Annotated in this window: 25 protein-coding genes; 6 read left to right on the top strand and 19 right to left on the bottom strand. The window is 69.1% G+C overall.

Translation table 11 applies throughout. From position 1 onward, the window contains the following. Positions 1-31: 31 nt before the first annotated feature. From trpD to K7G59_RS06745, 5 genes are all read right to left on the bottom strand, one after another. Positions 32-1,096, bottom strand: coding sequence for an anthranilate phosphoribosyltransferase (gene trpD / locus K7G59_RS06765; RefSeq protein ID WP_225831117.1), 1,065 nt, complete (start codon positions 1,094-1,096; stop codon positions 32-34). A gap of 122 nt (positions 1,097-1,218) precedes the next feature. Then, positions 1,219-2,853: a ubiquinol-cytochrome c reductase cytochrome b subunit gene (locus K7G59_RS06760; RefSeq protein ID WP_225831115.1), complete on the bottom strand. Its 1,635-nt coding sequence runs from the start codon at positions 2,851-2,853 to the stop codon at positions 1,219-1,221. Further along, positions 2,850-3,908, bottom strand: coding sequence for a ubiquinol-cytochrome c reductase iron-sulfur subunit (locus K7G59_RS06755; RefSeq protein WP_225831113.1), 1,059 nt, complete (start codon positions 3,906-3,908; stop codon positions 2,850-2,852). Before K7G59_RS06755 ends, K7G59_RS06760 begins: the two co-directional genes overlap by 4 nt. Further along, positions 3,905-4,717: a c-type cytochrome gene (locus tag K7G59_RS06750; RefSeq protein WP_225831111.1), complete on the bottom strand. Its 813-nt coding sequence runs from the start codon at positions 4,715-4,717 to the stop codon at positions 3,905-3,907. Before K7G59_RS06750 ends, K7G59_RS06755 begins: the two co-directional genes overlap by 4 nt. A gap of 75 nt (positions 4,718-4,792) precedes the next feature. After that, positions 4,793-5,413 carry a heme-copper oxidase subunit III gene (locus K7G59_RS06745; protein ID WP_225831109.1) on the bottom strand — a complete coding sequence of 207 codons (621 nt, stop codon included), beginning with the start codon at positions 5,411-5,413 and terminating at the stop codon, positions 4,793-4,795. A gap of 145 nt (positions 5,414-5,558) precedes the next feature. On the opposite strand from K7G59_RS06745, the gene K7G59_RS06740 reads away from it, so the two are divergent. Next, complete coding sequence (locus K7G59_RS06740) at positions 5,559-5,960, top strand: hypothetical protein (RefSeq protein ID WP_225831107.1); 402 nt, start codon at positions 5,559-5,561, stop codon at positions 5,958-5,960. Between the two features lie 78 nt (positions 5,961-6,038). Here the strand turns inward: K7G59_RS06740 and K7G59_RS06735 are convergent, their stop codons facing one another. The 4 genes from K7G59_RS06735 to coxB form a co-directional block, all read right to left on the bottom strand. Continuing rightward, positions 6,039-7,298: an Ig-like domain-containing protein gene (locus tag K7G59_RS06735; RefSeq protein ID WP_225831105.1), complete on the bottom strand. Its 1,260-nt coding sequence runs from the start codon at positions 7,296-7,298 to the stop codon at positions 6,039-6,041. A gap of 210 nt (positions 7,299-7,508) precedes the next feature. After that, entirely contained in the window at positions 7,509-7,907 is a 399-nt protein-coding gene (locus K7G59_RS06730) for a cytochrome c oxidase subunit 4 (protein WP_225831103.1), read from the bottom strand. Then, entirely contained in the window at positions 7,904-9,634 is a 1,731-nt protein-coding gene (ctaD, locus tag K7G59_RS06725) for a cytochrome c oxidase subunit I (RefSeq protein WP_225831101.1), read from the bottom strand. The genes K7G59_RS06730 and ctaD overlap by 4 nt, the downstream gene beginning before the upstream one ends. Continuing rightward, positions 9,631-10,593 carry a cytochrome c oxidase subunit II gene (gene coxB / locus K7G59_RS06720; protein ID WP_225831098.1) on the bottom strand — a complete coding sequence of 321 codons (963 nt, stop codon included), beginning with the start codon at positions 10,591-10,593 and terminating at the stop codon, positions 9,631-9,633. Before coxB ends, ctaD begins: the two co-directional genes overlap by 4 nt. A 369-nt stretch (positions 10,594-10,962) precedes the next feature. Here coxB and K7G59_RS06715 point away from each other — a divergent pair, with 369 nt between their 5' ends. Next, on the top strand, positions 10,963-12,339 hold the full coding sequence (locus K7G59_RS06715) for a cysteine desulfurase/sulfurtransferase TusA family protein (protein ID WP_225831095.1): 1,377 nt from the start codon (positions 10,963-10,965) through the stop codon (positions 12,337-12,339). A gap of 24 nt (positions 12,340-12,363) precedes the next feature. Here the strand turns inward: K7G59_RS06715 and K7G59_RS06710 are convergent, their stop codons facing one another. Beyond that, entirely contained in the window at positions 12,364-13,338 is a 975-nt protein-coding gene (locus K7G59_RS06710) for a carbohydrate kinase family protein (protein ID WP_225831093.1), read from the bottom strand. Between the two features lie 131 nt (positions 13,339-13,469). Here K7G59_RS06710 and K7G59_RS06705 point away from each other — a divergent pair, with 131 nt between their 5' ends. Both K7G59_RS06705 and K7G59_RS06700 read left to right on the top strand, forming a co-directional pair. Continuing rightward, positions 13,470-13,679, top strand: a complete 210-nt coding sequence (locus tag K7G59_RS06705) for a hypothetical protein (RefSeq protein WP_225831091.1) — start codon at positions 13,470-13,472, stop codon at positions 13,677-13,679. Between the two features lie 98 nt (positions 13,680-13,777). Then, positions 13,778-15,319, top strand: a complete 1,542-nt coding sequence (locus K7G59_RS06700) for a hypothetical protein (protein ID WP_225831088.1) — start codon at positions 13,778-13,780, stop codon at positions 15,317-15,319. A gap of 83 nt (positions 15,320-15,402) precedes the next feature. Here the strand turns inward: K7G59_RS06700 and K7G59_RS06695 are convergent, their stop codons facing one another. Further along, entirely contained in the window at positions 15,403-15,759 is a 357-nt protein-coding gene (locus tag K7G59_RS06695; RefSeq protein WP_028422454.1) for an iron-sulfur cluster assembly accessory protein, read from the bottom strand. Between the two features lie 274 nt (positions 15,760-16,033). Here K7G59_RS06695 and nadA point away from each other — a divergent pair, with 274 nt between their 5' ends. After that, on the top strand, positions 16,034-17,218 hold the full coding sequence (nadA, locus tag K7G59_RS06690; RefSeq protein ID WP_225831086.1) for a quinolinate synthase NadA: 1,185 nt from the start codon (positions 16,034-16,036) through the stop codon (positions 17,216-17,218). Between the two features lie 62 nt (positions 17,219-17,280). On the opposite strand, the gene K7G59_RS06685 is transcribed toward nadA, so the two are convergent. Together K7G59_RS06685 and K7G59_RS06680 are read right to left on the bottom strand one after the other, a co-directional pair. Then, positions 17,281-18,069, bottom strand: coding sequence for an SDR family oxidoreductase (locus K7G59_RS06685; RefSeq protein ID WP_225831084.1), 789 nt, complete (start codon positions 18,067-18,069; stop codon positions 17,281-17,283). Continuing rightward, a complete protein-coding gene (locus K7G59_RS06680) occupies positions 18,066-19,202 on the bottom strand; it encodes a 3-oxoacyl-ACP synthase III family protein (protein ID WP_225831082.1) in 1,137 nt (378 codons plus the stop codon). Before K7G59_RS06680 ends, K7G59_RS06685 begins: the two co-directional genes overlap by 4 nt. On the opposite strand from K7G59_RS06680, the gene K7G59_RS06675 reads away from it, so the two are divergent. Then, complete coding sequence (locus K7G59_RS06675; protein ID WP_225831080.1) at positions 19,201-19,956, top strand: SDR family NAD(P)-dependent oxidoreductase; 756 nt, start codon at positions 19,201-19,203, stop codon at positions 19,954-19,956. The genes K7G59_RS06680 and K7G59_RS06675 overlap by 2 nt on opposite strands. A gap of 64 nt (positions 19,957-20,020) precedes the next feature. Here the strand turns inward: K7G59_RS06675 and K7G59_RS06670 are convergent, their stop codons facing one another. From K7G59_RS06670 to K7G59_RS06645, 6 genes are all read right to left on the bottom strand, one after another. Further along, positions 20,021-21,226, bottom strand: a complete 1,206-nt coding sequence (locus K7G59_RS06670; RefSeq protein ID WP_225831078.1) for a cytochrome P450 — start codon at positions 21,224-21,226, stop codon at positions 20,021-20,023. Further along, on the bottom strand, positions 21,223-22,464 hold the full coding sequence (locus tag K7G59_RS06665; protein ID WP_225831076.1) for a hypothetical protein: 1,242 nt from the start codon (positions 22,462-22,464) through the stop codon (positions 21,223-21,225). The genes K7G59_RS06670 and K7G59_RS06665 overlap by 4 nt, the downstream gene beginning before the upstream one ends. A gap of 218 nt (positions 22,465-22,682) precedes the next feature. Further along, positions 22,683-23,297, bottom strand: coding sequence for a response regulator transcription factor (locus K7G59_RS06660; protein WP_225831074.1), 615 nt, complete (start codon positions 23,295-23,297; stop codon positions 22,683-22,685). 212 nt (positions 23,298-23,509) lie between these two features. Beyond that, on the bottom strand, positions 23,510-23,740 hold the full coding sequence (locus K7G59_RS06655) for a ferredoxin (protein WP_374114194.1): 231 nt from the start codon (positions 23,738-23,740) through the stop codon (positions 23,510-23,512). Continuing rightward, a complete protein-coding gene (locus tag K7G59_RS06650) occupies positions 23,740-25,104 on the bottom strand; it encodes a cytochrome P450 (protein ID WP_225831072.1) in 1,365 nt (454 codons plus the stop codon). Before K7G59_RS06650 ends, K7G59_RS06655 begins: the two co-directional genes overlap by 1 nt. Then, a complete protein-coding gene (locus tag K7G59_RS06645; RefSeq protein WP_225831070.1) occupies positions 25,101-26,192 on the bottom strand; it encodes a terpene synthase family protein in 1,092 nt (363 codons plus the stop codon). The genes K7G59_RS06650 and K7G59_RS06645 overlap by 4 nt, the downstream gene beginning before the upstream one ends. Positions 26,193-26,200: the final 8 nt, after the last annotated feature.

Genomic DNA, 26,200 nt, shown 5'->3' with positions numbered 1-26,200 from the left:
GCGGGACGACACGCGCGGCACTCGGCGAAGGCTAGGCGTTGCTCGCCGCCACCCAGCGCTCCAGCGTCCGCTTGGCCGCGCCCGAGTCGATGGACTGCGCGGCCTTCGCCATCCCGGCCCGGATCTGCTCGGCCAGCGACGCGTCCGTCGGGTCCAGGGCGACCAGGGCCGCCGCCGAGTTCAGCAGGACGGCGTCGCGCACCGGGCCCCGCTCGCCGTCCAGCAGCCGCCGGGCGACCTCCGCGTTGTACACCGGGTCCCCGCCGCGCAGCGCCTCCACCGGGGCCAGTTCGATGCCCACGTCCCGCGGGTCGAAGGGCTGCTCGACGACCTTGCCGTCCCGGACGACCCAGACGTGCGAGGTGGAGGTGGTGGTCAGCTCGTCGAGGCCGTCGTCACCGCGGAAGACCAGGGAGGAGTTGCCGCGCTCGGCGAGCACCCCCGCGACGATCGGGGCCTCCCGGGCGACGGCGACGCCGACGGCCTGTGCCTTGACCTTCGCCGGATTGGTCAGCGGGCCGAGCAGGTTGAACACGGTCCGGATTCCCAGCTGTCCGCGGGCCGCTCCCACGTGGCGCAGTGCCGGGTGGAACTTCACCGCGAAGCAGAAGGTGATGCCGGCCGCCTCCGCGACCTCCGCCACCCGCTTCGGGGTGAGGTCGAGGTTGACGCCCAGCCGCTCCAGGACGTCCGACGACCCCGATGCGGAGGACGCGGCCCGGTTGCCGTGCTTGACGACCTTCGCGCCCGTGCCGGCCACGACGAGGGAGGACATCGTGGAGATGTTCACCGTCTTCGCTCCGTCGCCGCCCGTGCCGACGATGTCGACCGTCCGGCCGGGCACCTCGATCACGTTCGCGTGCTCGTACATCGTCCGGACCAGGCCGGTGATCTCCTGCACCGTCTGGCCCTTGGCCCTCAGTGCCACGGCGAACCCGGCGATCTGCGCGTCGGTCGCCTCACCGCTCATGATCCGGTCCATGGCCCACGCGGTGTCGTCGGCACTCAGGTCCCGGCCGTCGAGCAGGCCGTTCAGCAGGACGGGCCAGGAACGGCCCGCCGCGTTGTCGCCTCCAGCGGGGGTCACAGCTCTCATCAGCCGCTCCTGGTTCAGATCCTGCGATGTCGTACCCCCACCCTATCCAGCGCCGAGCACGGCGAAGGGCCCCGTCCGGGTTGCGGACGGGGCCCTTCCACCGTGGCGTGGCGACGCGGGGATCAGTGGTGGCCGTGGCCGCTCGTGATCTCCTTGTACTCCTCGACAGTGGGCTTCGAGATCTGGTTCTCCTCGCCGTAGTAGGCGTTGCTGAGCTTGACGCGCAGCTTCTCGGAGCCCGTCACCTTGCGCGGGAGACCGTTCGCGTCGACCGCCGGGGCGAGCGCGAGCGGCTTGTACTGCTCATGCGCGGTGAGGGTGTGCAGCTGCTCCTGGCTGAGCGGCTCGTGCACCTCGATGAACTCACCGTGCGGCAGGCGCTTGATGATGCCGGTCTCGCGGCCGTGCAGCACCTTCTCGCGGTCGCGGCGCTGCAGACCGAGGCAGATCCGCTTGGTGGCGACGAAGGCGATGATCGGGCCGACGAAGAAGCCGATCCGGACGAACCAGGTGACGGCGTTGATCGACAGGTGGAAGTGGGTGGCCCACAGGTCGTTGCCACCGCCGACCAGCGTGATCATGTAGATCGTGACCCAGGCGACACCGAAGGCGGTGCGCGTCGGCGCGTTGCGCGGGCGGTCCAGGATGTGGTGCTCGCGCTTGTCGCCGGTGACCCAGGACTCGATGAACGGGTAGACCGCGATCGCCGCCAGGACCAGCGGGAAGAGGACCAGCGGGATGAACACGCCCAGGACGAGCGTGTGGCCCCACAGGTTGATCTCCCAGCCCGGCATGAAGCGGATCAGGCCCTCGGCGAAGCCCATGTACCAGTCGGGCTGGGCGCCGGTGGACACCTGGTCCGGACGGTAGGGGCCCATCGCCCAGATCGGGTTGATCTGCGCGACCGCGGCGATCAGCGCGACGAGACCGAAGACCAGGAAGAAGAAGCCTCCGGCCTTGGCCGCGTAGACCGGCATCAGCGGCATGCCGACGACGTTGTTCTCGGTCCGGCCGGGACCCGCGAACTGCGTGTGCTTGTGGTAGAAGACCAGGATCAGGTGCGCCACCACGAGACCGAGCATGATGCCCGGCAGCAGCAGGATGTGGATCGAGTAGAACCGCGCCACGAAGTCGTGGCCCGGGAACTCTCCGCCGAAGAGGAAGTACGACAGGTACGTGCCGACGATCGGCACGGACAGGATCGCGCCCTCCATGAAGCGGACACCGGTGCCGGAGAGCAGGTCGTCCGGGAGCGAGTAGCCGGTGAAGCCGGTGAACATGCCCAGGAAGAACAGCGTGAAGCCGAACAGCCAGTTGATCTCACGCGGCTTGCGGAACGCGCCCGTGAAGAACACGCGCATCATGTGCACGAACATGCCGGCCAGGAAGATCAGCGCGGCCCAGTGGTGGATCTGCCGGACGAGCAGACCACCGCGCACGTCGAAGGAGATGTGCAGCGTAGAGCTGAACGCCTCCGACATCATCTGACCCTGCAGCGGCACGTACGAGCCGTGGTAGACCACCTCGTTCATCGACGGGTGGAAGAACAGCGTCAGGTAGACGCCCGTCAGGATGATGATGGTGAAGCTGTAGAGGCAGACCTCACCCAACATGAACGACCAGTGGTCGGGGAAGATCTTCCGCAGGTTGGTGCGGGCCAGGGTGTAGACCCCGACGCGGCCGTCGGCCCAGTCGGCGAGGCGCTCGCCGGCCGGGGCCTTCCCGCGCGAGGACCCTTCAGTGGTGGTAGTACTCATCCGCGCTCCCAGAATGCAGGACCGACCGGCGACTCGAAGTCACCGAGGGCCTGGAGGTAACCCTCGTCGTTCACGCCGATGCGCAGCTGCGGCAGGGCGTGACCGGCGGGACCGAAGATCACACGGGCCCCGTCGGAAAGGTCGAAGGTGGACTGGTGGCACGGGCACAGCACGTGGTGCGTCTGCTGCTCGTACAGCGAGATCGGGCAACCGACATGGGTGCAGATCTTCGAGAAGGCGACGATGCCCTCGTGCGACCAGTCGAGTTCCCGCTTGTCCTTGATGTTGTCCGGCTGCAGCCGGACGATCATCAGGGCCGCCTTCGCGATCTGGTTCTGGAAGTCCTCGTCCGTCTCCTCCAGGCCCTCGGGCTTGGCGAAGGTGAGCGAGCCGACCTGAACGTCCTCGGGACGCAGCGGCTGGTTGGTGTTCATGTTGACCAGCAGCTTGCCCTTCGCCCACAGCGTGTGGCGCAGGGAGGTGCCGGGCAGCGGACCGAGGTCGCGCAGCAGCACGACACCGGCCAGCGGAACCATGGTCAGCGCACCGAACATCGTGTTGCGCAGCAGCTTGCGCCGGCCGAGACCCGACTCCTGGGCGCCCTGCTTGAAGTCCGCGAGGACCTTGGCCCGGACATCCGGCTCGGCCTCGATCGCGTGCCGCTCGTCGGCCATCTCCACGTCGGACATCAGCGTGCGGGACCAGTGGACCGCAGCCGCGCCGGTGCAGAACAGCGACAGGCCGAGGGTCAGGCCCAGCGCGAAGTTCATCGCGCTGACGTGGCCGATCGGAAAGACGAAGATCGCCTTGTCCTTCGGGATGCCGACGTACGCGGCGATGAAGCCGACGGTGCCGATCATCGCCAGCGTGAACAGCATGGCGACGGTGCGCTCGGACCGCTTGGCGGCCCGCTCGTCGATGTCCTGGATCCGGTGCTCATGAGGCGGCAGGCCCGGGTCCGCGAAGGGGTTCTGCTCGTCCGCGACGCTTACCGCGGCGTGCGCGTGGTCCTGCTCAGCGGGCAGGTTCTCTTCTGGAATGTCTTGGCTACTCATGACTTCTTGGCCTTTGCGGTCCGGGCGGCGATCCACACGCACACCGCGATCAGTGCGCCGAGGCCGAAGATCCAGGCGAACAGACCCTCACTGACCGGCCCCAGGCCGCCCAGCTCCAGACCGCCGGGGTTCTCCGTCTTGTCGCCGTTGACCGCGTTCAGGTACGCGATGATGTCCTTCTTGTTCTTCGACGACAGCGTGGTGTCGGGGAAGGACGGCATGTTCTGCGGGCCGGTCTGCATGGCCTCGTAGATGTGCTTGGGCTCGACACCCTCAAGGCTCGGAGCGAACTTGCCCTTGGTGAGGGCACCGCCCTTGCCCGTGAAGTTGTGACACTGCGCGCAGTTGGTACGGAACAGTTCGCCGCCCTTGGCGATGTCCGCGCCGTCCGGGCCGTACTGCGCCTTCGTCGGCACGCTCGGGCCGGCGCCCAGCGAGGCGATGTACGCGGCGAGCTGGTCGATCTGGGCCTGCGTGTAGACGGTCTTCTTGCGCGGGACCTGGGCCCCCTGCGAGGTGGCCGCGGGCATACGGCCGGTGCCGACCTGGAAGTCGACGGCCGCGGCGCCCACGCCGACCAGGCTCGGTCCGTCGGAGGAGCCCTGGCCACCGGTGCCGTGGCAGCTGGCGCAGCCGACCTGGTAGAGCTTCTTGCCCTCCTTGATGGTCAGGGACTGGGCGGAGGTGTCGGCCTGTGCCTTGCCCGCGGGTGCGAACGCGGCGTACAGCCCCCCAGTGGCCGCCAGCGCAAGGAGTAGGACGACGACCGCCGCCAGCGGATGGCGTCGTCGTGCGGAGAGCTTTTTCACGGATTACCCCGGTGTCAGGATCTTCTGCGTCGATGCTTCGGGAATGGATCGGTGGCCGTCTGGCGGCCCGCCGACTTACTTGATCAGGTAGATCGTGGCGAAGAGGCCGATCCAGACCACGTCGACGAAGTGCCAGTAGTAGGACACGACGATGGCGGCGGTCGCCTGCTCGTGGGTGAACCTCTTGGCCATGTAGGTACGGCCGAGGACCAGCAGGAAGGCGATCAGACCGCCCGTCACGTGCAGGCCGTGGAAGCCGGTGGTCAGGTAGAACACCGAGCCGTACGGGTCGGAGGAGAGCGAGATGCCCTCGTCCTTCACCAGCGAGGTGTACTCGTAGATCTGACCGCCGATGAAGATCGCGCCCATGACGAAGGTGAGGATGAACCAGCCACGGAGCTTCTTCACGTCACCGCGCTCGGCAGCGAACACGCCGAGCTGACAGGTGAGGGAGGAGAGCACGAGGATCGTGGTGTTCGTCGCGGAGAAGGGCACATTGAGCGCGTCGGCCATGTGCTTCCAGTGATCCGGTCCGGTCACCGATCGAAGGGTGAAGTACATCGCAAAGAGGGCCGCGAAGAACATCAGCTCGGAACTCAGCCAGATGATGGTTCCGACGCTGGTGAGGTTCGGCCGGTTGACCGACGGGTGCGCGTGCCCGGTTTCTACTGTCGTTGCTGTCGCCACGACCGACATTATGTCGGTCGCTTATCCCGCCCTCACTCCGGGGGGTGCCGTTCGGAGTGTTGCTGCCGTCCGAACCGGTGTTGACGTGGTGTTCATGGGAGTAACATCCGCACCGAACGGCCCTGTCCGTAGACGCTGACGTCCCGGAGGAACAATGCAGCCGACCGCCACCGTGCTGGTCTACAGCGACGACTCCAACACCCGCGAACAGGTACGCCTGGCCACCGGGCGCAGGCCCGCTCCGGACGTGCCCCAGGTGGAGTTCGTGGAGTGCGCGACTCCGGCCGCCGTCCTCCGGGAGCTGGAGAAGGGCGGCATCGACGTCTGCGTCCTGGACGGCGAAGCCGTGCCGATGGGGGGCATGGGCATGTGCCGGCAGATCAAGGACGAGGTCTTCAACTGCCCGCCGGTGCTGCTGCTCATCGGGCGGCCGCAGGATGCGTGGCTCGCCACGTGGAGCCGCGCCGACGCGGCGGTGACGTTGCCTGTGGAGCCTGTGGAGTTCGCCTCGGCCCTTGCTTCCCTGCTCCGCCGGGAGAGGCTGCTGAGCGCCTAGCAGCGCGGGCGCACGGGTCCGTGCGCGAGCGCCGACGTGTGTCGGGTTGCTCGCGCAGTCCCCCGCGCCCCTGGGGGGTTACAGAGCTGCCGGCTTGAGGCGTACCGCGTCCTGGGAGGCCGGGCCGGCCGGTGTGCCGTTGGTGAGGGCGCTGCCGGCCCGCCACTTGTTCCAGTCGACGTTCCAGTCGCCGAAGCCGTTGCCGAAGGGCTCCATGTCGTTGCCGTTGGAGTTGACGACCTTGACGATGTCGCCCTCGTGGATGGTGTCGAAGAACCATGCGGCGTTGCTGGTGCTCATGCCGGTGCAGCCGTGGCTGACGTTCTCGTAGCCCTGGGCGCCCACGGACCAGGGTGCAGCGTGCACGTACTCGCCTGACCAGGTGACCCGGGCGGCGTAGTAGACGTTCAGGTCGTACGAGTCCGAGCTGTTCGCGGAGATGCCGATCGTGGTGCCGCGCATGCGTACGAAGTACTGCTTGGACAGGACGACCTTGACGCCGTTGCGGGTCTCGAAGCCGGGCTTGCCGGTGGTGATGGGGATCTGTTTGATCTGCTCGTCGTTCTTGTAGACCTTCATCTGGTGCGATCCGGCGTCCGTGAGGGCCACGATCTTGTCGCCCGTGGTCAGCTTCAGCGGCTTGGACGCACCGCCCCACAGCCGGTCGCTGATCTTGACGCCGTCCAGGTTGCTGTGCACCTGGATGGTGGCGTGGGCGGGCCAGTACTCCTTGGGGCGGTAGTGGAGTTCCTTGTCGCTCACCCAGTACCAGGAGCCCTGCACGGCCGGCGTGGAGTCCACCCGCAGGGCGCGTTCCACGATGGCCCGCTGCGCCTTGCCCTTGACGTCCTGGTCGAGTTGGGCGGTGACGGGCTGTCCGACGCCGTACTCGCCCGCGTCCGGCCCGAACGTGATGTTCAGGCGCTTCTGGACGGTCGGCTTGCTGGTGTCGAAGCTGATGACCTTACGACCCGGCGCGCCGTCCTCGTCCTCCGTGCTCACCCGGACGGTGTAGTGGGCGTTGGCGGCCAGCGGGGAGATGCTGTGCCACCGGCTGCCGTCGGCGGAGAGTTCGCCCGCCACGTAGCGCCCCGTGGCGTCCTGGGCGGTGACGTCCGTGATACGCCCATCACCCTTGACGGTGACCTCCAGCGGCTTGTCCGGGTCGGCTCGCTTCCCCGCACCGGTGGGGCCGTTGAAGGAGATCTGGTCCGCTGCGTCGTACGGCTTGGCCGACAGGGATTTGCCGTCCGAACCGCAAGCGGTGACGCCCGCGCCGAGGGCGGTCACCAGCAGGGTGCAGCTGACGACGGTGCGGGTCCGCGGAGAATGGTTCATATGATCACGCTATGAGGCGTTGACCCTATAAGCGCGGCAGGTAACCCATACGAGGGACAGACACCGCGGCAAAAGGCGGACCGGAGCGTGGCCGGCGCACGGCGAAGACCGGGGAAAAGACCGGGGAACGGCGACGACCGGGGAACGGCGAGAGCCCGGACCCTCCTGACGGAGTGTCCGGGCTCTCGTGCGCTCGGCGCATGTCACCTGTTACTGGGTGCGGTTCTCACCGTGGTAGTACTCGAACACCCAGCCGAACAGGCCGATCAGGATGAACGGGGCCGAGAAGTAGATCAGCCACCAGCCGACCGCGATGCTGAGGAAGGCGATCGCACCGCCGAAGCCCAGCATGAGCGGCTGCCAGCTGTGCGGGCTGAAGAAGCCCAGCTCGCCCGCGTCGTCCGCGACGTCGGCCTCCTTGTCGTCCTGCGCGCCCGCGTCGACCCGCCGGGCCGTGAAGCCCAGGTAGAAGCCGACCATGACGAGCAGGCCGAAGGCCAGGAAGAGCGCCGTGGTACCGGCCGGCTCCTTCGACCACACGCCATAGGCGGTGGCCATGATGAGGAGGAAGACGCTCAGCCACAAGAACATCCGGCCCTGGATCTTCACTTGCCGGCCTCCTTGCCGCCCGAGAGTGCGCTTTCACCGGCGAAGGCCTGCTGCTCGAGCACAGCCAGCTGCGGGTGGTGCAGGTCGAACGCCGGGGATTCGCTGCGGATCCGCGGCAGGGTGAGGAAGTTGTGCCGCGGCGGCGGGCAGGAGGTCGCCCACTCGAGGGAGCGGCCGTAGCCCCACGGGTCGTCCACGCCGACCGGCTTGCCGTACTTGGCCGTCTTCCACACGTTGTAGAGGAACGGCAGGAGCGACATGCCGAGCACGAAGGAGCTGATCGTGGAGACCGTGTTCAGGGCGGTGAAGCCGTCGGCCGCCAGGTAGTCGGCGTAACGACGCGGCATGCCCTCGGCACCCAGCCAGTGCTGGACCAGGAAGGTGCCGTGGAAGCCGAAGAACAGCGTCCAGAAGGTGATCTTGCCGAGGCGCTCGTCCAGCATCTTGCCGGTCATCTTCGGCCACCAGAAGTGGAAGCCGGAGAACATCGCGAACACGACCGTACCGAAGACCACGTAGTGGAAGTGGGCCACCACGAAGTACGAGTCGGAGATGTGGAAGTCCATCGGCGGCGAGGCCAGGATGACACCGGTCAGACCACCGAAGGTGAAGGTGATGAGGAAGCCCATCGCCCACAGCATCGGCGTCTCGAAGGACAGGGAGCCCTTCCACATGGTGCCGATCCAGTTGAAGATCTTCACGCCGGTCGGGACCGCGATCAGGAAGGTCATGAAGGAGAAGAACGGCAGCAGCACGCCACCGGTGACGTACATGTGGTGCGCCCACACGGTCACCGACAGACCCGCAATCGCGATGGTGGCCGCGATCAGGTTCATGTAGCCGAAGATCGGACGGCGGCTGAAGACCGGGATGACCTCACTGATGATGCCGAAGAACGGCAGGGCGATGATGTACACCTCTGGGTGGCCGAAGAACCAGAAGAGGTGTTGCCACAACAGTGCGCCACCGTTGGCCGGGTCGAATACATGGGCGCCGAACTTGCGGTCCGCCTCCAGGGCGAACAGCGCGGCGGCCAGCACCGGGAAGGCGAGCAGGACCAGAACACCGGTCAGCAGCACGTTCCAGGTGAACACCGGCATGCGGAACATGGTCATGCCCGGGGCGCGCATGCAGATGATCGTGGTGATGAAGTTGACCGAGCCGAGGATCGTGCCGAAGCCGGAGAAGGCCAGACCCATGATCCACATGTCGGCGCCGACACCCGGGCTGCGGACCGCGTCCGACAGCGGGGAGTAGGCGAACCAGCCGAAGTCGGCCGCACCCTGCGGGGTGACGAAGCCGCCCACCGCGATCGTCGAGCCGAACAGGTACAGCCAGTAGGCGAACATGTTCAGCCGCGGGAACGCCACGTCCGGCGCACCGATCTGCAGCGGCATGATCCAGTTCGCGAAGCCCGCGAACAGCGGCGTCGCGAACATCAGCAGCATCACGGTGCCGTGCATCGTGAACGCCTGGTTGAACTGCTCGTTCGACATGATCTGCAGGCCCGGACGGGCCAGCTCGGCGCGCATGAGCAGCGCCATCACGCCGCCGATCAGGAAGAACGCGAACGACGTGACGAGGTACAGCGTTCCGATCGTCTTGTGGTCGGTGGTCGTCAGCCACTTCACCACGACATTGCCGGGCTGCTTGCGCCTGACCGGCAGCTCGTTCTCGTACGAGTCCTCAGCTGCGGCGGCACCCTGGGGTTCGTTGAGGATGCTCACAGGTTGTTCGTCTCCCGGTTCTTCTCGTGGCTCGTCTGCGCGATGCCGGCGGGAATGTAACCGGTCTGCCCCTTCTTGGCGAGGTCCTTGAGGTGCTGCTCGTAACGCTGGGGGGAGACGACCTTCACGTTGAACAGCATCCGGGAGTGGTCGACACCGCACAGCTCCGCGCACTTGCCGAGGAAGGTGCCCTCACGGTTGGGGGTCACCTGGAAGGCGTTGGTGTGGCCCGGGATGACGTCCTGCTTCATCAGGAACGGCACCACCCAGAACGAGTGGATGACGTCACGCGAGGTGAGGATGAAGCGGACCGTCTTGCCCTTGGGGAGCCACAGCGTCGGACCGGGGTTGCCGGTCTGCGGGTTCCGCGTGCCCGGCGTGCCGACGTCGTAGACGCCACCGGCGTTCGCCGGGAACTCCTTCAGGAACCGGTCCGGAATGGCGGCCAGGTTCTTGTCGGACTTGGCGTCGCCCGTGGAACCGGGGACGTTCTCGATGTAGTTGAAGCCCCAGCTCCACTGGAAGCCGACCACGTTGACCGTGACGTCGGGCTTCTTGTCGGTGAGGCTGAGCAGCTTCGACTCGTCCCGGGCCGTGAAGTAGAAGAGCACCGAGATGATGATGATCGGGACCACCGTGTAGAGGGCCTCGATCGGCATGTTGTACCGGGTCTGCCGGGGGACCTCGACCTTGGTTCGGCTGCGCCGGTGGAAGATGATGCTCCACAGGATCAGGCCCCACACCAGCACGCCGGTGGCGAGCGCGGCAGCCCAGGAGCCCTGCCACAGGGAGAGGATCCGCGGAGCCTCTTCCGTGGTCGGGGTGGGCATGCCAAGGCGGGGGAAGTCCTTGTATGTGCAACCGGTTGCGGTCGCCAGGACCAGGCCCGCGGTCAGTGCCTGCAGCAGCTTCCGCCGCATCGGGCGCCGCGGCGAGCGGTCGGAGCCGTTGGGACTCACGTAGCGCCTTCCCGAGAGTCTCGCCCGCGCGGTTGGCTGCGGCCTGCCTTCTCGCTGGTCGGTCGCCGCCCTGCGTCGGGCAGGGGTTTGGATGTTTATGCGGACCAAACCCTAGCCGACGCCTTTCGGCGGTTCGCGGGGAGGGGGGCATACGCGCCGCCGGTCCCTCCTTAAGGGTGGGAATGGGCGCCCAATAGCTCGGGTTGTCGCGGTTTGTGCTGCGGGTGCGGGGGGTTGCGGGGCTTCGCTCCCCCGGGCTCTCGACGTCGTTCGGGCGGGGAGGTACCCCCACCGCGGCGGGGCCTCGTGTCGGACACCGCCCCGCGCCCCGGGCGGGATTGCAGCGTACGCAGGTTCTACCGTTGTGGTGTGGCCTACTTCGATGCTGCTTCCGCCGCTCCCCTTCATCCCGTCGCCCGTCAGGCGCTGTTGGCCTCCCTGGACGAAGGGTGGGCCGATCCCGCCCGGCTCTACCGGGAGGGGCGAAAGGCCCGGATGCTGCTCGACGCGGCTCGGGAGGCCGCTGCCGAGGCTGTGGGGTGCCGGGCCGACGAGGTGGTGTTCACCTCCTCCGGGACCAGGGCCGTGCACACGGGGATCGCCGGGGCGTTGGCGGGTCGGCGGCGGGTCGGGCGTCACCTGATCGTGTCATCGGTCGAGCACTCCTCCGTACTCCATTCCGCCGAAGCGCATGAGGCCGCCGGTGGCACGGTCACCCGAGTGGGCGTCGACCGGACGGGAACGGTGGATCCGTCGGCCTACGCCGCCGCGCTGCGGCCGGACACCGCGCTGGCCTGTCTGCAGTCGGCCAATCACGAGGTGGGCACCGTGCAGCCGGTGGCCGAGGTGGCCGGGGCGTGCCGGGCGGCCGGGGTGCCGCTGCTGGTGGACGCGGCGCAGTCGCTGGGGTGGGGCCCGGTCGAGGGTGACTGGTCGTTGCTCGCGGCCAGCGCGCACAAGTGGGGAGGGCCGTCCGGGGTCGGGCTGCTCGTCGTACGCAAGGGCGTACGGTTCGCGGCCCAAGGGCCGGTTGACGAACGGGAGTCGGGGCGCGCCCCCGGTTTCGAGAACCTTCCGGCCATCGTGGCGGCCGTGGCGTCGCTGCGGGCGGTGCGCGCCGAGGCGGCCCAGGAGGCACTGCGGCTCCGGGAGCTGACGGCGCGGATCCGGGCGCGGGTGCCGGAGCTGGTGCCGGACGTGGAGGTCGTGGGCGCCCCCGGGCACCGGCTGCCCGGGATCGTCACGTTCTCCTGCCTCTACGTCGACGGAGAGGCGCTGCTGCACGAGCTGGACCGGGAGGGCTTCTCCGTCTCGTCCGGCTCGTCCTGCACGAGCAGCACGCTGACGCCCAGCCATGTGCTGAAGGCGATGGGGGTGCTGAGCGAGGGGAACGTACGGGTGTCGCTGCCGGCGGGAGTGGACGAGGAGGACGTGGAGCGGTTCCTGGACGTGCTGCCGGGGACGGTGGCCGGGGTCCGGGAGAAGCTGGGCGCGCCGACGCCCGCGACGGTCGTACGGTCGCGGGAGCTGGTCGTCGACTCCCTGGGCAAGCGCTGTCCGATCCCGGTCATCGAGCTGGCCAAGGTGATCGGGGACGTGCCGGTGGGCGGCACGGTACGCGTCCTCTCCGACGACGAGGCGGCCCGGCTGGACATCCCGGCGTGGTGCGAGATGCGGGGGCAGGAGTACGTCGGAGAGGAACCGGCCCCACGGGGCACGGCGTACGTGGTGCGCCGGGTGAGCTGATCGGCGGGCCGGCCGCGACCGGGCTCAGCCGAGGTGCGCCCGGACCTCCTGCGCGGCGTCGTCCCCGTACGCCTTGGTGAACCGGTCCATGAAGTGCGCCCGCCGCAGCTGGTACTCCTGCGTGCCCACCGTCTCGATGACGAGCGTCGCCAGCATGCAGCCGACCTGTGCCGCGCGCTCCAGCGAGACGCCCCAGGCCAGGCCCGACAGGAAGCCGGCGCGGAAGGCGTCGCCGACGCCGGTGGGGTCGGCCTTGCGCTCCTCGTCGGGGCAGCCGACCTCGATCGGGTCGTCGCCGGCCCGCTCGATGCGCACGCCCCGCGCGCCGAGCGTGGTGACGCGGTGGCCGACCCTGGCCAGGATCTCGGCGTCGCTCAGGCCGGTCTTGGACTCGATGAGGCCCTTCTCGTACTCGTTGGAGAAGAGGTAGGTCGCGCCGTCGAGCAGGATCCGGATCTCCTCGCCCTCCATGCGGGCGATCTGCTGGGAGAAGTCGGCGGCGAAGGGGATGTTCCGGGAGCGGCACTCCTCGGTGTGGCGCAGCATCGCCTCGGGGTCGTCGGCGCCGATCAGGACCAGGTCGAGGCCGCCCACGCGGTCGGCGACGGTCTTCAGCTCGATCTGCCGGGCCTCGCTCATGGCGCCGGTGTAGAAGGAGCCGATCTGGTTGTGGTCGGCGTCGGTGGTGCACACGAAGCGGGCGGTGTGCAGGGTCTCGGAGATGCGGACCGACTCGGTGTCCACGCCGTGCCGGTCGAGCCAGGCCCGGTACTCGTCGAAGTCGAAGCCGGCGGCGCCGACCAGGATCGGCTCGCTTCCGAGCTGGCCCATGCCGAAGGCGATGTTCGCGCCGACACCGCCCCGGCGCACGTCCAGGTTGTCGACCAGGAAGGAGAGCGAGACCGTGTGCAGCTGATCCGCGACGAACTGGTCGGCGAAGCGGCCGGGGAAGGTCATGAGGTGATCGGTTGCGATGGAGCCGGTGACTGCGATGCGCACGGCGGACATTCTCCTGCGGGGAGGCGGGGTTGACAGTTCACGCTACCCGTTCGGCTGGGGCTGCTGAAGCCGGTGAAACTACCCGATAGTAGATCTTTCTTCGCAGGCCCAAGCGTGTCTACGGTTCGGACATGACGAACCTCAACGTCCACTCCCCCGCTCCGGCCGACCGCGAGGACGATCTCGCCTCGCTGCGCGTCGACTGCGCCCGGATGGCCCCGCACTGGGCGGTGCCCGAGCACGCCGAGTCCCGGTCGGTGCCGCCTTCGCTGATCCATGGGGTGACCGTGCCGGCCCGCTCGGCCCGGCTGCTGGACGCCATGTCGGACTACGGCGACTGACGCGGGGGATCCTCCCCGGGAACCGCGCGCTCCCCGGCCGCGTCCCATCGCCGTCCCCCGTGACGGGGCGGGACACGACCCAGGCGAGGAGTGATGCGGTGAACAGCGAGCGACCCGGGGACGACGACGTGACCGGAACGGCGGAGGGTGCGGCCCCGCAGGACGGTGACCCGGGCGAGGGCGCGGGCGGACGGTCCCGGCGCCGCTCCTCGGCGGCCGTCGTCGCGGTCGCTGCGGCCGTGCTGCTGGTCGGCGGCGGCGGCGCGTACGTCGCCGCGGACGACGGCGGGAACGGCCGTGCGAACCACTCGGCGCCGGGGGACGGCGTCACTCCCCCGCCGCTCACGCTGGACGGCTGGGTGCCCGGTGCTCCGTACGGCGTGACGTACGTGGCCGGGGGTGCGCTGCCGCAGGGGCCGGGTTCGGCGCCCGTGTACACGCCCGGCGGCGAGGTCGGCCGGGCCGCGGTGGCCCGGCTGGCCAAGGCGCTCGGTGTCGCGGGGACGCCGGTGGCCGAGGGCGGGGTCTGGCGGGTCGGGGGCGGCCGGGACGGGTTCGGGCCGGCCCTTCAGGTGAACCGGGACGCGCCCGGCAGCTGGACGTACAGCCGGTACGCGCCCGGCACCGACAACTGCCGGAAGGTCACCGTCTGCACGCACGACCCGGCCAGCCCGGCGGGCGGCACGGTGAGCGTGGCGGCGGCGCGGAAGGCGGCGGCGCCCGTGCTGAAGGCCCTGGGGCAGGACGACGCGAAGATCGATGCGAGCCGGGTCATGGGCGCCCGGCGTGTGGTCGACGCCGATCCGGTGGTGGACGGGCTGCCCACGTACGGCTGGACGACCGGGCTGACCGTGGACGGGCGGGGTGAGGTGGTCGGCGGCCACGGCCTGCTGGAGGCGCCGGTGAAGGGTGACACGTATCCGGTCCTGGGCGCCAAGAAGACGCTGGAGCTGATGAACGCCACCCCGAGGGGCGGCCACCGGATGGGGATCGGCGGCTGCGCCCGTCCCGTGCCGCTGAAGAACCGGCTGGAGCAGCCGTGCGGCGCGTCCACGGGAGCGTCCGGTGCTCCCGCGGCCTCCACCGTCACGGTCGGCAAGGCGGTGTTCGGGCTGGCCGCGCACCTGGTCCGCGGACGGCAGACACTCGTGCCGTCCTGGCTGTTCGAGGTGCGGGAGCCGGGGACCGGGGCGGCGGGTGCGTCCACGGTGACGTATCCGGCCCTCGATCCGACGTACCTGGCGCCGAAGACGCACGGGTCGAGGACACACGGGCCGAGGACACATGGGCCGAAGACACATGGGCCGAAGACACATGGGCCGAAGACGCGCGAGGTGAAGCAGGACGTGAAGGTGGACGGCTACACCGCCGACGGCCGGGAGCTGACCGTGAGTTTCTCGGGCGGGGTGTGCGCCGACTACCGGGTCTCGGCGAAGGAGAGCGCCGACCGGGTGACCGTCAAGGTCACCGAGGCATCCCGTCCGGACACGATCTGCGTGGCGATGGCCGAGTTCTACGTGCGGACCGTGCGGCTGGACGCGCCGCTCGGCGGGCGGCAGGTGGCCGGTGTGGACGGCAGCCAGATCCCGAGGACGAAGCCGGGGGCGCTGCGGCCGCAGGCGCCGGGGGCGGCACGCTAGCGGCCGGCCGGACACCGGTGCACACGGAAAAGGCGGCGGTCCCTTCGCGGGACCGCCGCCTTTTCCGTCTTGCCGTGGGCGGCTCAGCTGAAGGAGTCGCCGCAGGCGCAGGAGCCGGTCGCGTTCGGGTTGTCGATCGTGAAGCCCTGCTTCTCGATCGTGTCCACGAAGTCGATGGTGGCGCCGCCCAGGTACGGAGCGCTCATGCGGTCGGTGACGACCTTGACCCCACCGAAGTCCTTCTCCACGTCGCCGTCGAGGGAGCGCTCGTCGAAGAAGAGCTGGTAGCGCAGGCCGGAGCAGCCGCCGGGCTGAACGGCGACGCGGAGCGCCAGGTCGTCACGGCCTTCCTGGTCGAGCAGGGCCTTGACCTTGGCCGCGGCGGCGTCGGTCAGGATGATGCCGTCGGTGACGGTGGTGGTCTCGTCCGATACGGACATCTACATCTCTCCCGGGTTGTACGGAGACTGCTTGCCGACGTGTGCAACCGGCGCTTCCGCGGATTCATTCCGGGCCGTGCCATCGCGCGGTCGCGCTCTTGCTTCGTTTTTCATGCTCGCACATGCCGGACGGGGTGCACAGCGGCCCGGGAGCGCCATCGACGGACGGTCGGGGGGATTCATGTCACATCGACGCAATGGACATCGTCAAACTGACGTGAAGCAGTTATGATAGATAGCGTCAGTTAGACGAAAAGTAGAAAGGGTGCGTGTCGTGACCACCGCCCAGACCCAGGACCTCGACGTGCAGCCGACTCCGCTCGCCCTGCTGCTGCTCGGTCGCGAGGCCGACCCGAAGAGCGAGCGAGGCGTCGAGTGCCCCGGCGACCTGCCCTCGCCGTCCGACCCCGACCTGGTCGCGCGCGCCCGTGCCGCCAAGGAGAAGCTCGGCGACAAGGTCTTCGTGCTCGGCCACCACTACCAGCGCGACGAGGTCATCCAGTTCGCCGACGTCACGGGCGACTCCTTCAAGCTGGCCCGGGACGCGGCGGCGCGCCCGGAGGCCGAGTACATCGTCTTCTGCGGTGTGCACTTCATGGCCGAGTCGGCGGACATCCTGACGTCCGACGAGCAGAAGGTGGTCCTGCCCGACCTCGCCGCGGGCTGCTCCATGGCGGACATGGCGACGGCCGAGCAGGTCGCCGAGTGCTGGGACGTGCTGACCGAGGCGGGCATCGCCGAGCAGGTCGTGCCGGTCTCGTACATGAACTCCTCCGCCGACATCAAGGCCTTCACCGGCAAGCACGGCGGCACCATCTGCACCTCGTCCAACGCCAGGCGCGCCCTGGACTGGGCCTTCGAGCAGGGCGAGAAGGTGCTGTTCCTGCCCGACCAGCACCTGGGCCGCAACACCGCGGTGCGGGACATGGGCATGTCCTTGGAGGACTGCGTCGTCTACAACCCGCACAAGCCGAACGGCGGGCTGACCGCCGAGGAGCTGCGGGCCGCGAAGATGATCCTGTGGCGCGGGCACTGCTCGGTCCACGGCCGCTTCAACCTGGACTCGGTCAACGACGTGCGCGAACGCATCCCGGGCGTGAACGTCCTCGTGCACCCCGAGTGCCGGCACGAGGTCGTGGCCGCGGCGGACTACGTCGGCTCGACCGAGTACATCATCAAGGCCCTCGAAGCGGCCCCGGCCGGCTCGAAGTGGGCCATCGGCACGGAGCTGAACCTGGTGCGCCGCCTGGCGAACCGTTTCGCGCCCGAGGGCAAGGAGATCGTCTTCCTCGACAAGACGGTCTGCTTCTGCTCCACCATGAACCGCATCGACCTCCCCCACCTGGTCTGGGCCCTGGAGTCCCTCGCCGAGGGCAAGCTGGTCAACCGCATCGAGGTCGACAAGGAGACCGAGGCGTTCGCCAAGCTGGCGCTGGAGCGCATGCTGGCCCTGCCGTAACCCCGGCGCCGCGGAACCGCGGCACCCCGGGCCGGCCTTCGGGCCGGCCCGGGGGCCGGGATTCAGCCCGGGTGACCGCAGAACGGCGCCGAGATGCTCAGGCCGCCGTCGACCACCAGATTCTGGCCCGTGATGTACTCGGCGGCGGGCGACAGCAGGAAGTCGACGGCGTCGGCGACCTCCTGGGGCGAGCCGGGCCGGCCCTTGGGAATGTGCGGGACGATGTCGTCGGCGGTCAGCCCGGTGGCCGCCAGGTAGTGGCCCAGGGAGTCTGTGGTGATCATGCCGCCGGTCACCACGTTGACGTTGACGCCGCGGGGCGCCAGCTCGGCCGCGAAGTAGCGGGCCCAGGCCTCCAGGGCCGCCTTCTGCGCGCCGATGGCCGCGTATCCGGGGATGGCACGCCCGGCGGCCAGTGACGAGACGGCCACGATCCGGCCCCCGCGGTCCATGAGCCGGACGGCGTGCTGGGCGGCGACCACGAAGGACTGGGAGTTCATGGCGTGGCTGCGCGCGAGGTGGCGCAGTTCCACCTGGTCGACGGTCCTCGCGGGGCCCGCCGCCGCGTTGGCGACCAGGTGGTCCAGCCTGCCGTACCGCCGCTCCACGAAGGCGAACAGCTCCGCGATCCGCTCGGGGTCCTCCACGTCGGCCCGGCACAGGCTGCCCTGTCCCCCCGCCTTCTCCACCTCCTCCAGGGCGCTCTCGGCGGCGTCCTTGTCCTGCTTGTAGTTGATCACCACATGGCCACCGCGCCGGGCGAGGGTGCGGGCCACGGCCCGCCCGATACCCCGCGAGGCGCCCGTGACGAGGGTGACCTCCTCCTGTCCCCCGCGTCCCGGCCGGCTCACGCGGCGTCCCTGTGGCCGGCGCCGAAGTCCTCCGGCGCGCACCAGCGCAGCACCGTGCCGCCGTAGCTCATGCCCGAGCCGAAGGACACCAGCAGGACCTCGTCGCCGGGAGACAGCCGCCCCGACTCGACCGCTTCCCACAGGGCCAGGACCACGCTGGACCCGCTGGTGTTGCCGAGCCGGTCCGCCACGACGACGGTCTTGCTCTCCGGCTGGCCGAGTTCGCGGATCAGCCTGCGCAGCAGGGTCGGGTTGGCCTGGTGGGAGATGATCAGTCCGACGTCGTCCAGCGTGGTGCCGGCCGCCTTGACGACCTGCTCGGCGAAGTCCGGGATGACGTCCAGGGCGAAGTCGCGTACTCCCCCGCCGTCCATGCGCATGTAGTTGGGCCCGCTGAAGCGGTTGGGCAGCCCCTCGGGCGGGCCCTGACGCTCCGTGAAGGCCGTGTAGTACAGCTCCGGTTTGGTGCGCATCAGCGTGGGCCCGACGCCCTGTCCGTCCCGGCACGCCTCCAGCAGGTAGCAGCCCGCGCCGTCACCGAAGATGGCGTGCCCGGTGCGGTCCTCCGGGTCCAGGCACTGGGCGACCGTGTCGGCGATGACGACGGCGACCCGGCTGTACTCCCCGGAGCGGATGTACTTCACACCGACGTCGAGCGCGAAGACCCCGCCCGCGCAGCCGCCCGCGTTGACGTCGAACCCTCTGATGTCGAACAGGCCGGCCTTGCGCAGCACGGCCGCGGCCATGGCGGGCAGCATGTGGTCCGGGGTGCCGGTGCAGCAGATGACGAGATCCAGGCTCTCGGGGGCGATGTTCGCGCGGGCGCAGGCGTCCTGGAGTGCCCCGACCGCGAGGTCCGAGGTCAGCTGGCCTGGCCGGGCCACCCGGCGCGAGGTGATTCCCAGCTTGGTCCGAATCCATTCGTCACTGGTGTCGAAACGGGCGACGACTTCTTCGTTCGATATCTCGAGATCGGGCACAAAACGCCCTACCGACCGAATCCCCACGGAAATCTGAGCAGTATTCCACACCGTCCGCACACCCCTTTCCGGAAAGTCTTGCCTTTTATTGCCCGGTCGCTCACGATTGAATAATCCTGCGGTTTTCGGCTCCGTTCCAGGAAAGGTCCTCATGTCTCGTGCCGTTGCACTCATCACCGGCGGAACCTCGGGTCTGGGTCTCGCGACCGCACAGCGGCTGCTGGCCGACGGCATGCGGCCGGTGCTGCTGGGCCGCTCACGGGAGCGGGGGGAGGAGGCGGTGGCCCGGCTGGGCGCCGAGGCGGTGTTCGTGCCCGGGGACGTCGCTGTCGCGGGCGATGTGCAGCGTGCCGTCGAGGCCGCGGTGGACCGGGGAGCGCTGCGGGCCGTGGTGAACTGCGCGGGCCGCGCACACGCGGCCCGGGTGGTGAGCCGCTCCGGTCCGCACTCCCTGAAGGAGTTCACCGAGGTGGTCGAGGCCAATCTCGTCGGCACCTTCAACGTCGTCCGCCTGGCCGCCGATGCGATGGCGGCCAACGAGCCGGTCGCCGCAGAACGGGGAGTCATCGTCAACACCGCCTCCATCGCCGCGTTCGACGGCCAGATCGGGCAGGCCGCCTACGCCGCCTCCAAGGCCGGGGTGGCCGGGATGACCCTGCCGCTGGCCCGGGATCTCGGTCCGTTGCTGATCCGCGTGGTCACCGTGGCGCCGGGGCTGTTCGACACCCCGGCGGCCGATGTCCTGCCCGCCGGCAAGAAGGCCGAACTGGCCGGGCTGGTGCCTCATCCGCGCAGGTGGGGAGGGGCGGAGGAGTTCGCGGAGCTGGTGCTGCACATCCTCCGCAACCCCATGATCAACGGGGAGACGATCCGGCTCGACGGCGGTCTGCGGCTGCCGCCCCGCTGAACCGGCCGGCGGTTCGCACGGCGCGCGGGGTGGGCATCGACGGGCCCCGCGCGCCGTGCAGCTCTCACCATGCGACCGGCAGTTCCTGGCAGCCGTAGACGATGGCTCCGTCCCGCATCCGCACCTGGTCCGCCGGGACCGCCAGACGCAGCCCGGGCAGCCGGTCGAGCAGCACCTGGAAGCCGATCCGCAGCTCGGCGCGGGCCAGTTGCTGGGCCACACACTGGTGCACGCCGAAGCCGAAGGCCACATTGCCGGAGGGCACGCGCCTGATGTCGAAGCGGTCGGGCTCCGTGAAGCGCTGGGGATCCCGGTTGGCGGCGGGCAGCGACACGGTGACGGTCTGCCCGGCGCGCACGGTCTGCCCGCCCAGCTCCACGTCCTCGGCCGCGCCGCGCGAGATGCCGAACTGGATGACGGTCAGGTAGCGCAGGAGTTCCTCGACGGTGCTGTTCATCAGCCCGGCGTCGGCGCGCAGGGCGGCGAGCTGTTCCGGGTGGGTCAGCAGGGTGTAGGTGCCCAGCGAGAACATGTTCGCGGTGGTCTCGTGGCCCGCGGTGAAAAGCTGGAACGCCACGCTGGTGAGTTCCACGTCGGAGAGTTCCGCCGATTGCACGAGCCCGCTCAGCAGATCGTCGCCGGGCTCTTTCTGCTTGAGCCCCACGACATTCGCAAGGAATTCGAAGATGATGCGGTAGCACTCCTTCACCTCGGCGGCGGAGGAGTCGATGCGCAGCATCTTCTCGGAGACCGGCTGGATGTCCCGCCAGTCGGCGTACCGGATTCCCAGCAGATCGCAGATGACGCGGGAGGGCAGCGGCATGGCGAACCCGGTGACGAGGTCCGCGCCGTCCGCGCCGTCCGCCTGCATCCGGTCGATCAGCTCGTGCGCGACCGCGGCGATCTTCGGTTCCATCTCCCGCATCCGGCGGGTGCTCAGCTCACCGGTGAGCAGCCGCCGGTACTTGGTGTGCTCGGGCGGGTCCATGCCGACGAACATGCCGGGCACGTCCTCCTCGGGCGGCTGGCCGTCGCCCAGGACGTCGTGCACCGCGGAGTGCCGGATACGCGGATTCGAGCTGAACCGGGAGTCGGACAGCACCTGCCGGGCCAGCAGGTGGCTGGTGACGATCCAGCCCTGGTGTCCGTCCGCGTAGGTGAGCGGGGCCAGCGGGCAGCGCCCGCGCATCTCGGACAGCTCCGGCGGGGGATCCAGCGGATGGACTCGTGCCGTGGGGATACGGGGTGGTGTGGTTTCCTGCCGGGTCATGGGCGCTCCTGTTTCGTGGTGCGGGCGCGAAGCAGTTCCGCGGTGCGCTCCGCGAGCGCCGTGCGCTCCGCTGCGGAGAGCAGGCCCTCGGGCGAGGTGATCTCGATGCTCAGCCGGCCGTCGTACGAGGTGACGACGAACAGCAGCAGGCCGTGCATGGTGGTCGTGGTGTAGCCGCGGAAGTCCGTGACACGCAGACCCCGCGGTGCGGTGAACTCGGGGATGGGCCCGAGATTGGTGACGACGAGATCGACGGAGAGGGGTTCGCTGGCGGTGAACTGGCCGGCCTGGAGGATGGCGCGCTCGGCCTCGCCGTCGTCGATGGCCTTGTCGAGCCGCTCCTTGATGACCCGGCCGACCGCGGTCGGGTCGGCGCCGCGCGGCACGGAGACGGCCGTCTCGACGCCGCTGACGAAGTTGGTGGACTCCTCGACGGTCACCGGCGGTTCGGTCCGGTTGCGCAGGTCCACCGGGCAGCCGCACACCAGGTCCAGGGCGTGGGTGCCGGGGCGGCCGTCACGGACGGCCACGGTCGCCGCGCCCGCCACGAAGCCGTGTACGGAGAAGGAGTCGGCGCGCAACGCGTCGCGCAGCAGCGCGGTGTCCCCGGCGTCGAGCCTCAGCCGCTGGGGCACGACCCGCAGCGGCTGTGGACCGGGCGTCGCGGCCAGGGCCGCGCACAGCGCGTCGCGGTCCACGGCGCTCGCCACGACACCGGCCGTGTGGCGGTCCTTCAGCAGGGTCTCGGCGGACCGCTGGGCGGGAGCCTCGGGGCCGGCGTAGGGCGGTGTCCTGCCCTCGGTGAGCGCGGTGTAGTTGCGGCACAGCTTCTCCAGCAGGGTGACGCCGCCGCGCCCGTCGATCATGCTGTGGTGCAGGACGAGGATGATGCGCGCGCTGTGCTCGCGGCGCACGAGAACGAGTCGGCACAGCTCCCTGGTGGAGTCCAGGGGTCGTGCCATCTCGGCCAGGTAGACGGCCTCCTCGTCCTCGGGGGTGCCGTCGGTCTCCCGCAGGGCCACTTCGGGCAGCCGGCCGGGCGGGATTCGGAAGAAGTAGCCGTTCTCATCCCTTCCGAGATTCCCGGTCAGCAGCGGAACCGCATGGCACAGCGCCTCGAAGGCATGGATGAGCCGGCCCGGGTCCAGGGCGCCGGCGACCGCTATCGAATAAGAACCGGACCAGTCGACAAACGCGTGATATGCCTCGCTGGGATCCAGATACCGCAGCCGTGACATCAAGCACTCATTCCCATCGGATCCGTCCAGCAAATACCGCGTGCCGGCGTTCCGAATAGATTCGAAGAGAATTTCCACAGAACGCGTGACTCCAGTATTTCCGGACGTCAGCGCGGGTGTCTTCCGCCCAAGAACCAGGTCCGCGAGCCCGCCTCCGGGCCGGGCTCGCCGAGTGGGGACCTGGACCATCGACCAGGGTTGCGCACGCCTCGGAGGGGTCAGGCGCTCTGCGCCCCGAGGGAGTGGCGGCCGTGCGCCGTGGTGAAGGAACCCATGGCCGCGATGAGCTGGGCTCTCGTGCTGACACCGGACTTGGCGAGCACATTGGAGACATGGAACTTGACGGTCTTCTCGGTGACGCACAGGGCCGCCGCGATGGCCTTGTTGGACAGTCCCTGGCAGAGCAGGCTGAGGACGCCGTTCTCGCGTTCGGTGAGCAGTTCCCGGAAGCGGTGGTCGACACCGAGGGGCATGGAGCCCGCCCTGACGGCCTGGAGCAGGCAGCCGGTGAGTTCCGGGGAGGCGAAGCCGCCGTCGTGCAGGACCGCGTGGACGGCGTGGATGACGTCGTCGTGGGCCGCCGCCCGGTGGACGACCCCGCGCACATTGCCTCTGACCAGGTCGGCCAGGCGCTCGGGGGTCATCGCTTCGATGCCGTAGACCACGGCGGCCGGGGGGTTGGGGACGGCCCGGTCCAGCTCCTGGACCAGTTCGGTCAGCCCCGCCTCCAGCAGGACGACATCGGGCCGGCATTCGGCGACCCGCTGCACCGCCTGTCGTTCGTCTGCCGCTTCGGCGACCACGGAAATACCCGGGTCCTGAGAAAGCAGCATTTTTAAACCGAATCGTGCGTGCGGATGACTGTCGCAAACCATGACATTGATCGGGTTCCGTATGGAATCGAATCGAGTACTGCCCGTGAGACTGACCGGCAATGGGGTCCCCCTACCTCGATACCGACAACTCAGGCAGGCTAATCGAATCCCCATGCGTCACACAAGAGTTAAGCCACCTCGACCGAATCACATCGTCACAGTGTTTACTTTCATTCACTGTTCTCCCGATGCCCGGGCATTGCCGTGTCGGTCACGGAAATAGCCCTGCAAGGACAGTTGTCCGACGCGATCCTGACCAGTTCATTGCTGCCCGGTGGCACAAGTTGTTCCAGAAGCACCACTCTGCCGTCCGTGTCCCGTTGGTCGAAGATCTCCGGCGCGCTCAGGGCGCACATGCCCGAGCCGCAGCAGCGCTCGTGGTCGACGGTGACACGCAGCATCACGGGCAAGGCACCGGCTCCCGGCGCCGGACCGGCGTCACCGTCATGGGCATGTGATTGGGGTTGACCGTGGCCCACGGCATCTCCTTGACCTTGGTTCCGTCGGCGAGCGTCAGCTGCCAGCGGCGGATGATCGTGCCCAGCACCACGTGCATCATCGCCCAGGCGAACGGCTCGCCGACACAGTGCCGGGGCCCCGCGCCGAACGGTGTGTAGGCGCCCTTGGGAAGACTCGCGACCGGCCGCTCCAGCCAGCGGTCCGGGTCGAAGCGCAGGGGATCGGGGAAGAGGTCCGGGTAGCGGTGCACGGCGTACGGGCTGTAGAACAGCTCGGTGCCGGCCCTCACCTGGCCGCCGCCGAGCGGGAAGTCCCGTACGGCGCGCCGGGAGATGACGAGGATCGGCTGCCGCACCCGCATCAGCTCCTGCAGCACCCGCCGGTTGTACGGCAGACCGCCGACGTCGGCCATCTCGAAGTCCCGTTCGCCGACGACCTCCAGGACCTCCGAGCGCACCCGCTCCTCGATGTGCGGGTGCCGGGCCAGCTCGTAGAAGAGCCAGGCCAGGGCGGTGGCGGCGGTCTCTGATCCGGCCATGGTGACCGAGACGATCTGGTTGCACAGCTCCTCGTCGGACATCGGGCGGCCGGTCTCCGGGTCGCGGGCCGCCAGGAGCATGGACAGCATGCCCGCCTTGCCGGGTTCGGCGCCGCCCTGCCGGTAGGCCAGCATGACGCGGCTGATCACCTCGCGCAGCTGCGCGAAGGCCGTGTCGAAGCGGCGGTTCATGGGCAGCGGCAGCTTCTCCAGCAGGTCGCCCGGCGACACCGTGCGCCACATGATGGCCTCGAGCACCGTGGGCAGGATGGCCGCCAGCTCCTCGTGCGCCGCCCGGTCCACGACGGAGCCGAACATGGTGCGGGCCAGGATGTTGAAGGTGATGTCCCGCATGGCCAGGTCCACCGGGATCTCGGCGCCGGCCTGCCAGTGGGCGGTCTTCTCCTCGGTGACCTCGCGCATCACCTCGACGTACCGGCTGATCTCGTCGCGGTGGAACGAGGGCTTGATCATGGCCTGCTGGCGGCGGTGTTCGTCGCCGTAGGCGTGGATCACGCCGTTGCCGGTGAGCGGCCGGACCTTGTCGTAGAACCGGCCCTTGTCGAGCAGGTCCTTGCGGTCCGTGAGCAGGGTGTGGATGAGCGGCGGCGAGGTCACGAACAGCGCGGGCATCGGGCCCAGGTCCACCCGGACCAGGTCGCCGTGGGTGCGCAGCGAGGTCAGGAAGCGCAGCGGGCTGCGCATCAGCGCCACCGCGTGGCCGAGTCCGGGCACCCGGCCGGGCGCGGTCGTGTAGGAGACGCTCACGCGCAGGCCTCCGAGGTCGACGCTGCCAGCCGGCAGTAGGCGCGGTCGCTGTAGACGGTGCGGTCCAGGTGCAGGGTGAGCACCCCGGAGCGCACACCGTTCCAGCGGTGCCCCGTCCCGTTGTAACGGGACGTCAGGTACGACCACTGCAGGTTGCCGGCCATCATGTGCCACAGCGCGTCCAGATAGGCGCGGATGTCCTCGCGGCGGCCCAGTTCGCTCGCCTCGATGGCCGCCCTGGCCGTCATGAACTCGGCCCGCTTGCCGTCGATGAGGGCGAACAGGCGGTCCACGCCCTCCTGGAGACCGAGTCCCTCGCTCAGCCGCAGCACCGACAGGGCGTTGACGTAGTCGTCCATCATCGCCTCGGCCCGGAAGGAGAACATGTCGTTGGTGAGCATGATGTGGACCAGCGCGATGTCGATGATCTCGCGCAGTGCGGCATGGCACCGGAGGTCCTCGGTCAGGTCGATGCCGAGCCCGTACTCGCCGAGCACGAAGTACATGCCCATGCCAACACTGTCCTTGCGGATATCGATGTAGGTGTCGTAGTCGAAGACCCGGTCCTCGGCGCGGGAGGTGATCTCGTGGACGCAGCCGGCGAGGAAGCGCCGGACCTCCGCGAGGAACCGGTCCCACACCGTGTCCGGCATGCCGGCGCGCATCTCCTTCCACAGCCCTTGCAGCACCGAGCCCCACATGCCGGTGCCGTCGGCGCGCTCGTCGAGGATGCCCGCCAGCAGGACGAACAGCTCCTTGGCCGCGGCCGGATCCTTGCCGATCCTGTCGCGGTCCACCATCGCGTTGTCGAACACCGAGAGGTACTCGGTGTACTTGCACAGGTGGCGCAGGCGGTCCTCGCGGGCCGTGGGCAGCACCAGGCAGGTCCACAGGGAGGCGGTCTCCTCCAGGAGGAGGTCCATCTGCCCGGGGTCGTCCATGGCGAAGCCCATGGTCTCGCGGACCCAGGCGTCCGACTCCCGCCGGATGTCCTCCGTCTGCGGGTGACTGCACGCCGGCAACAGGTAGGGGAACTCGGGGAGATAGATTTCCGTGCCGTCCAGGAACGGCTTGGGTATGGTCGACATCCGGTCAT

It is taken from the genome of Streptomyces sp. NK08204, assembly GCF_020400585.1.
Lineage (GTDB): Bacteria > Actinomycetota > Actinomycetes > Streptomycetales > Streptomycetaceae > Streptomyces.
This window is presented reverse-complemented; position numbering and strand designations above follow the sequence as displayed.

Excerpts from the sequence above, each read along its gene's own strand:
- K7G59_RS06665 (WP_225831076.1), bottom strand. The coding sequence starts at position 22,464 with ATGTCACGGCTGCGGTATCTGGATCCCAGCGAGGCATATCACGCGTTT.
- K7G59_RS06680 (WP_225831082.1), bottom strand. The coding sequence starts at position 19,202 with ATGAGGACCTTTCCTGGAACGGAGCCGAAAACCGCAGGATTATTCAAT.
- K7G59_RS06655 (WP_374114194.1), bottom strand. The coding sequence starts at position 23,740 with ATGCTGCGTGTCACCGTCGACCACGAGCGCTGCTGCGGCTCGGGCATG.
- K7G59_RS06675 (WP_225831080.1), top strand. The coding sequence starts at position 19,201 with ATGTCTCGTGCCGTTGCACTCATCACCGGCGGAACCTCGGGTCTGGGT.
- K7G59_RS06670 (WP_225831078.1), bottom strand. The coding sequence starts at position 21,226 with ATGACCCGGCAGGAAACCACACCACCCCGTATCCCCACGGCACGAGTC.
- K7G59_RS06760 (WP_225831115.1), bottom strand. The coding sequence starts at position 2,853 with ATGAGTACTACCACCACTGAAGGGTCCTCGCGCGGGAAGGCCCCGGCC.
- K7G59_RS06695 (WP_028422454.1), bottom strand. The coding sequence starts at position 15,759 with ATGTCCGTATCGGACGAGACCACCACCGTCACCGACGGCATCATCCTG.
- K7G59_RS06660 (WP_225831074.1), bottom strand. The coding sequence starts at position 23,297 with ATGCTGCTTTCTCAGGACCCGGGTATTTCCGTGGTCGCCGAAGCGGCA.
- K7G59_RS06705 (WP_225831091.1), top strand. The coding sequence starts at position 13,470 with ATGACGAACCTCAACGTCCACTCCCCCGCTCCGGCCGACCGCGAGGAC.
- K7G59_RS06740 (WP_225831107.1), top strand. The coding sequence starts at position 5,559 with ATGCAGCCGACCGCCACCGTGCTGGTCTACAGCGACGACTCCAACACC.
- K7G59_RS06645 (WP_225831070.1), bottom strand. The coding sequence starts at position 26,192 with ATGTCGACCATACCCAAGCCGTTCCTGGACGGCACGGAAATCTATCTC.
- K7G59_RS06735 (WP_225831105.1), bottom strand. The coding sequence starts at position 7,298 with ATGAACCATTCTCCGCGGACCCGCACCGTCGTCAGCTGCACCCTGCTG.
- K7G59_RS06755 (WP_225831113.1), bottom strand. The coding sequence starts at position 3,908 with ATGAGTAGCCAAGACATTCCAGAAGAGAACCTGCCCGCTGAGCAGGAC.
- trpD (WP_225831117.1), bottom strand. The coding sequence starts at position 1,096 with ATGAGAGCTGTGACCCCCGCTGGAGGCGACAACGCGGCGGGCCGTTCC.
- K7G59_RS06745 (WP_225831109.1), bottom strand. The coding sequence starts at position 5,413 with ATGTCGGTCGTGGCGACAGCAACGACAGTAGAAACCGGGCACGCGCAC.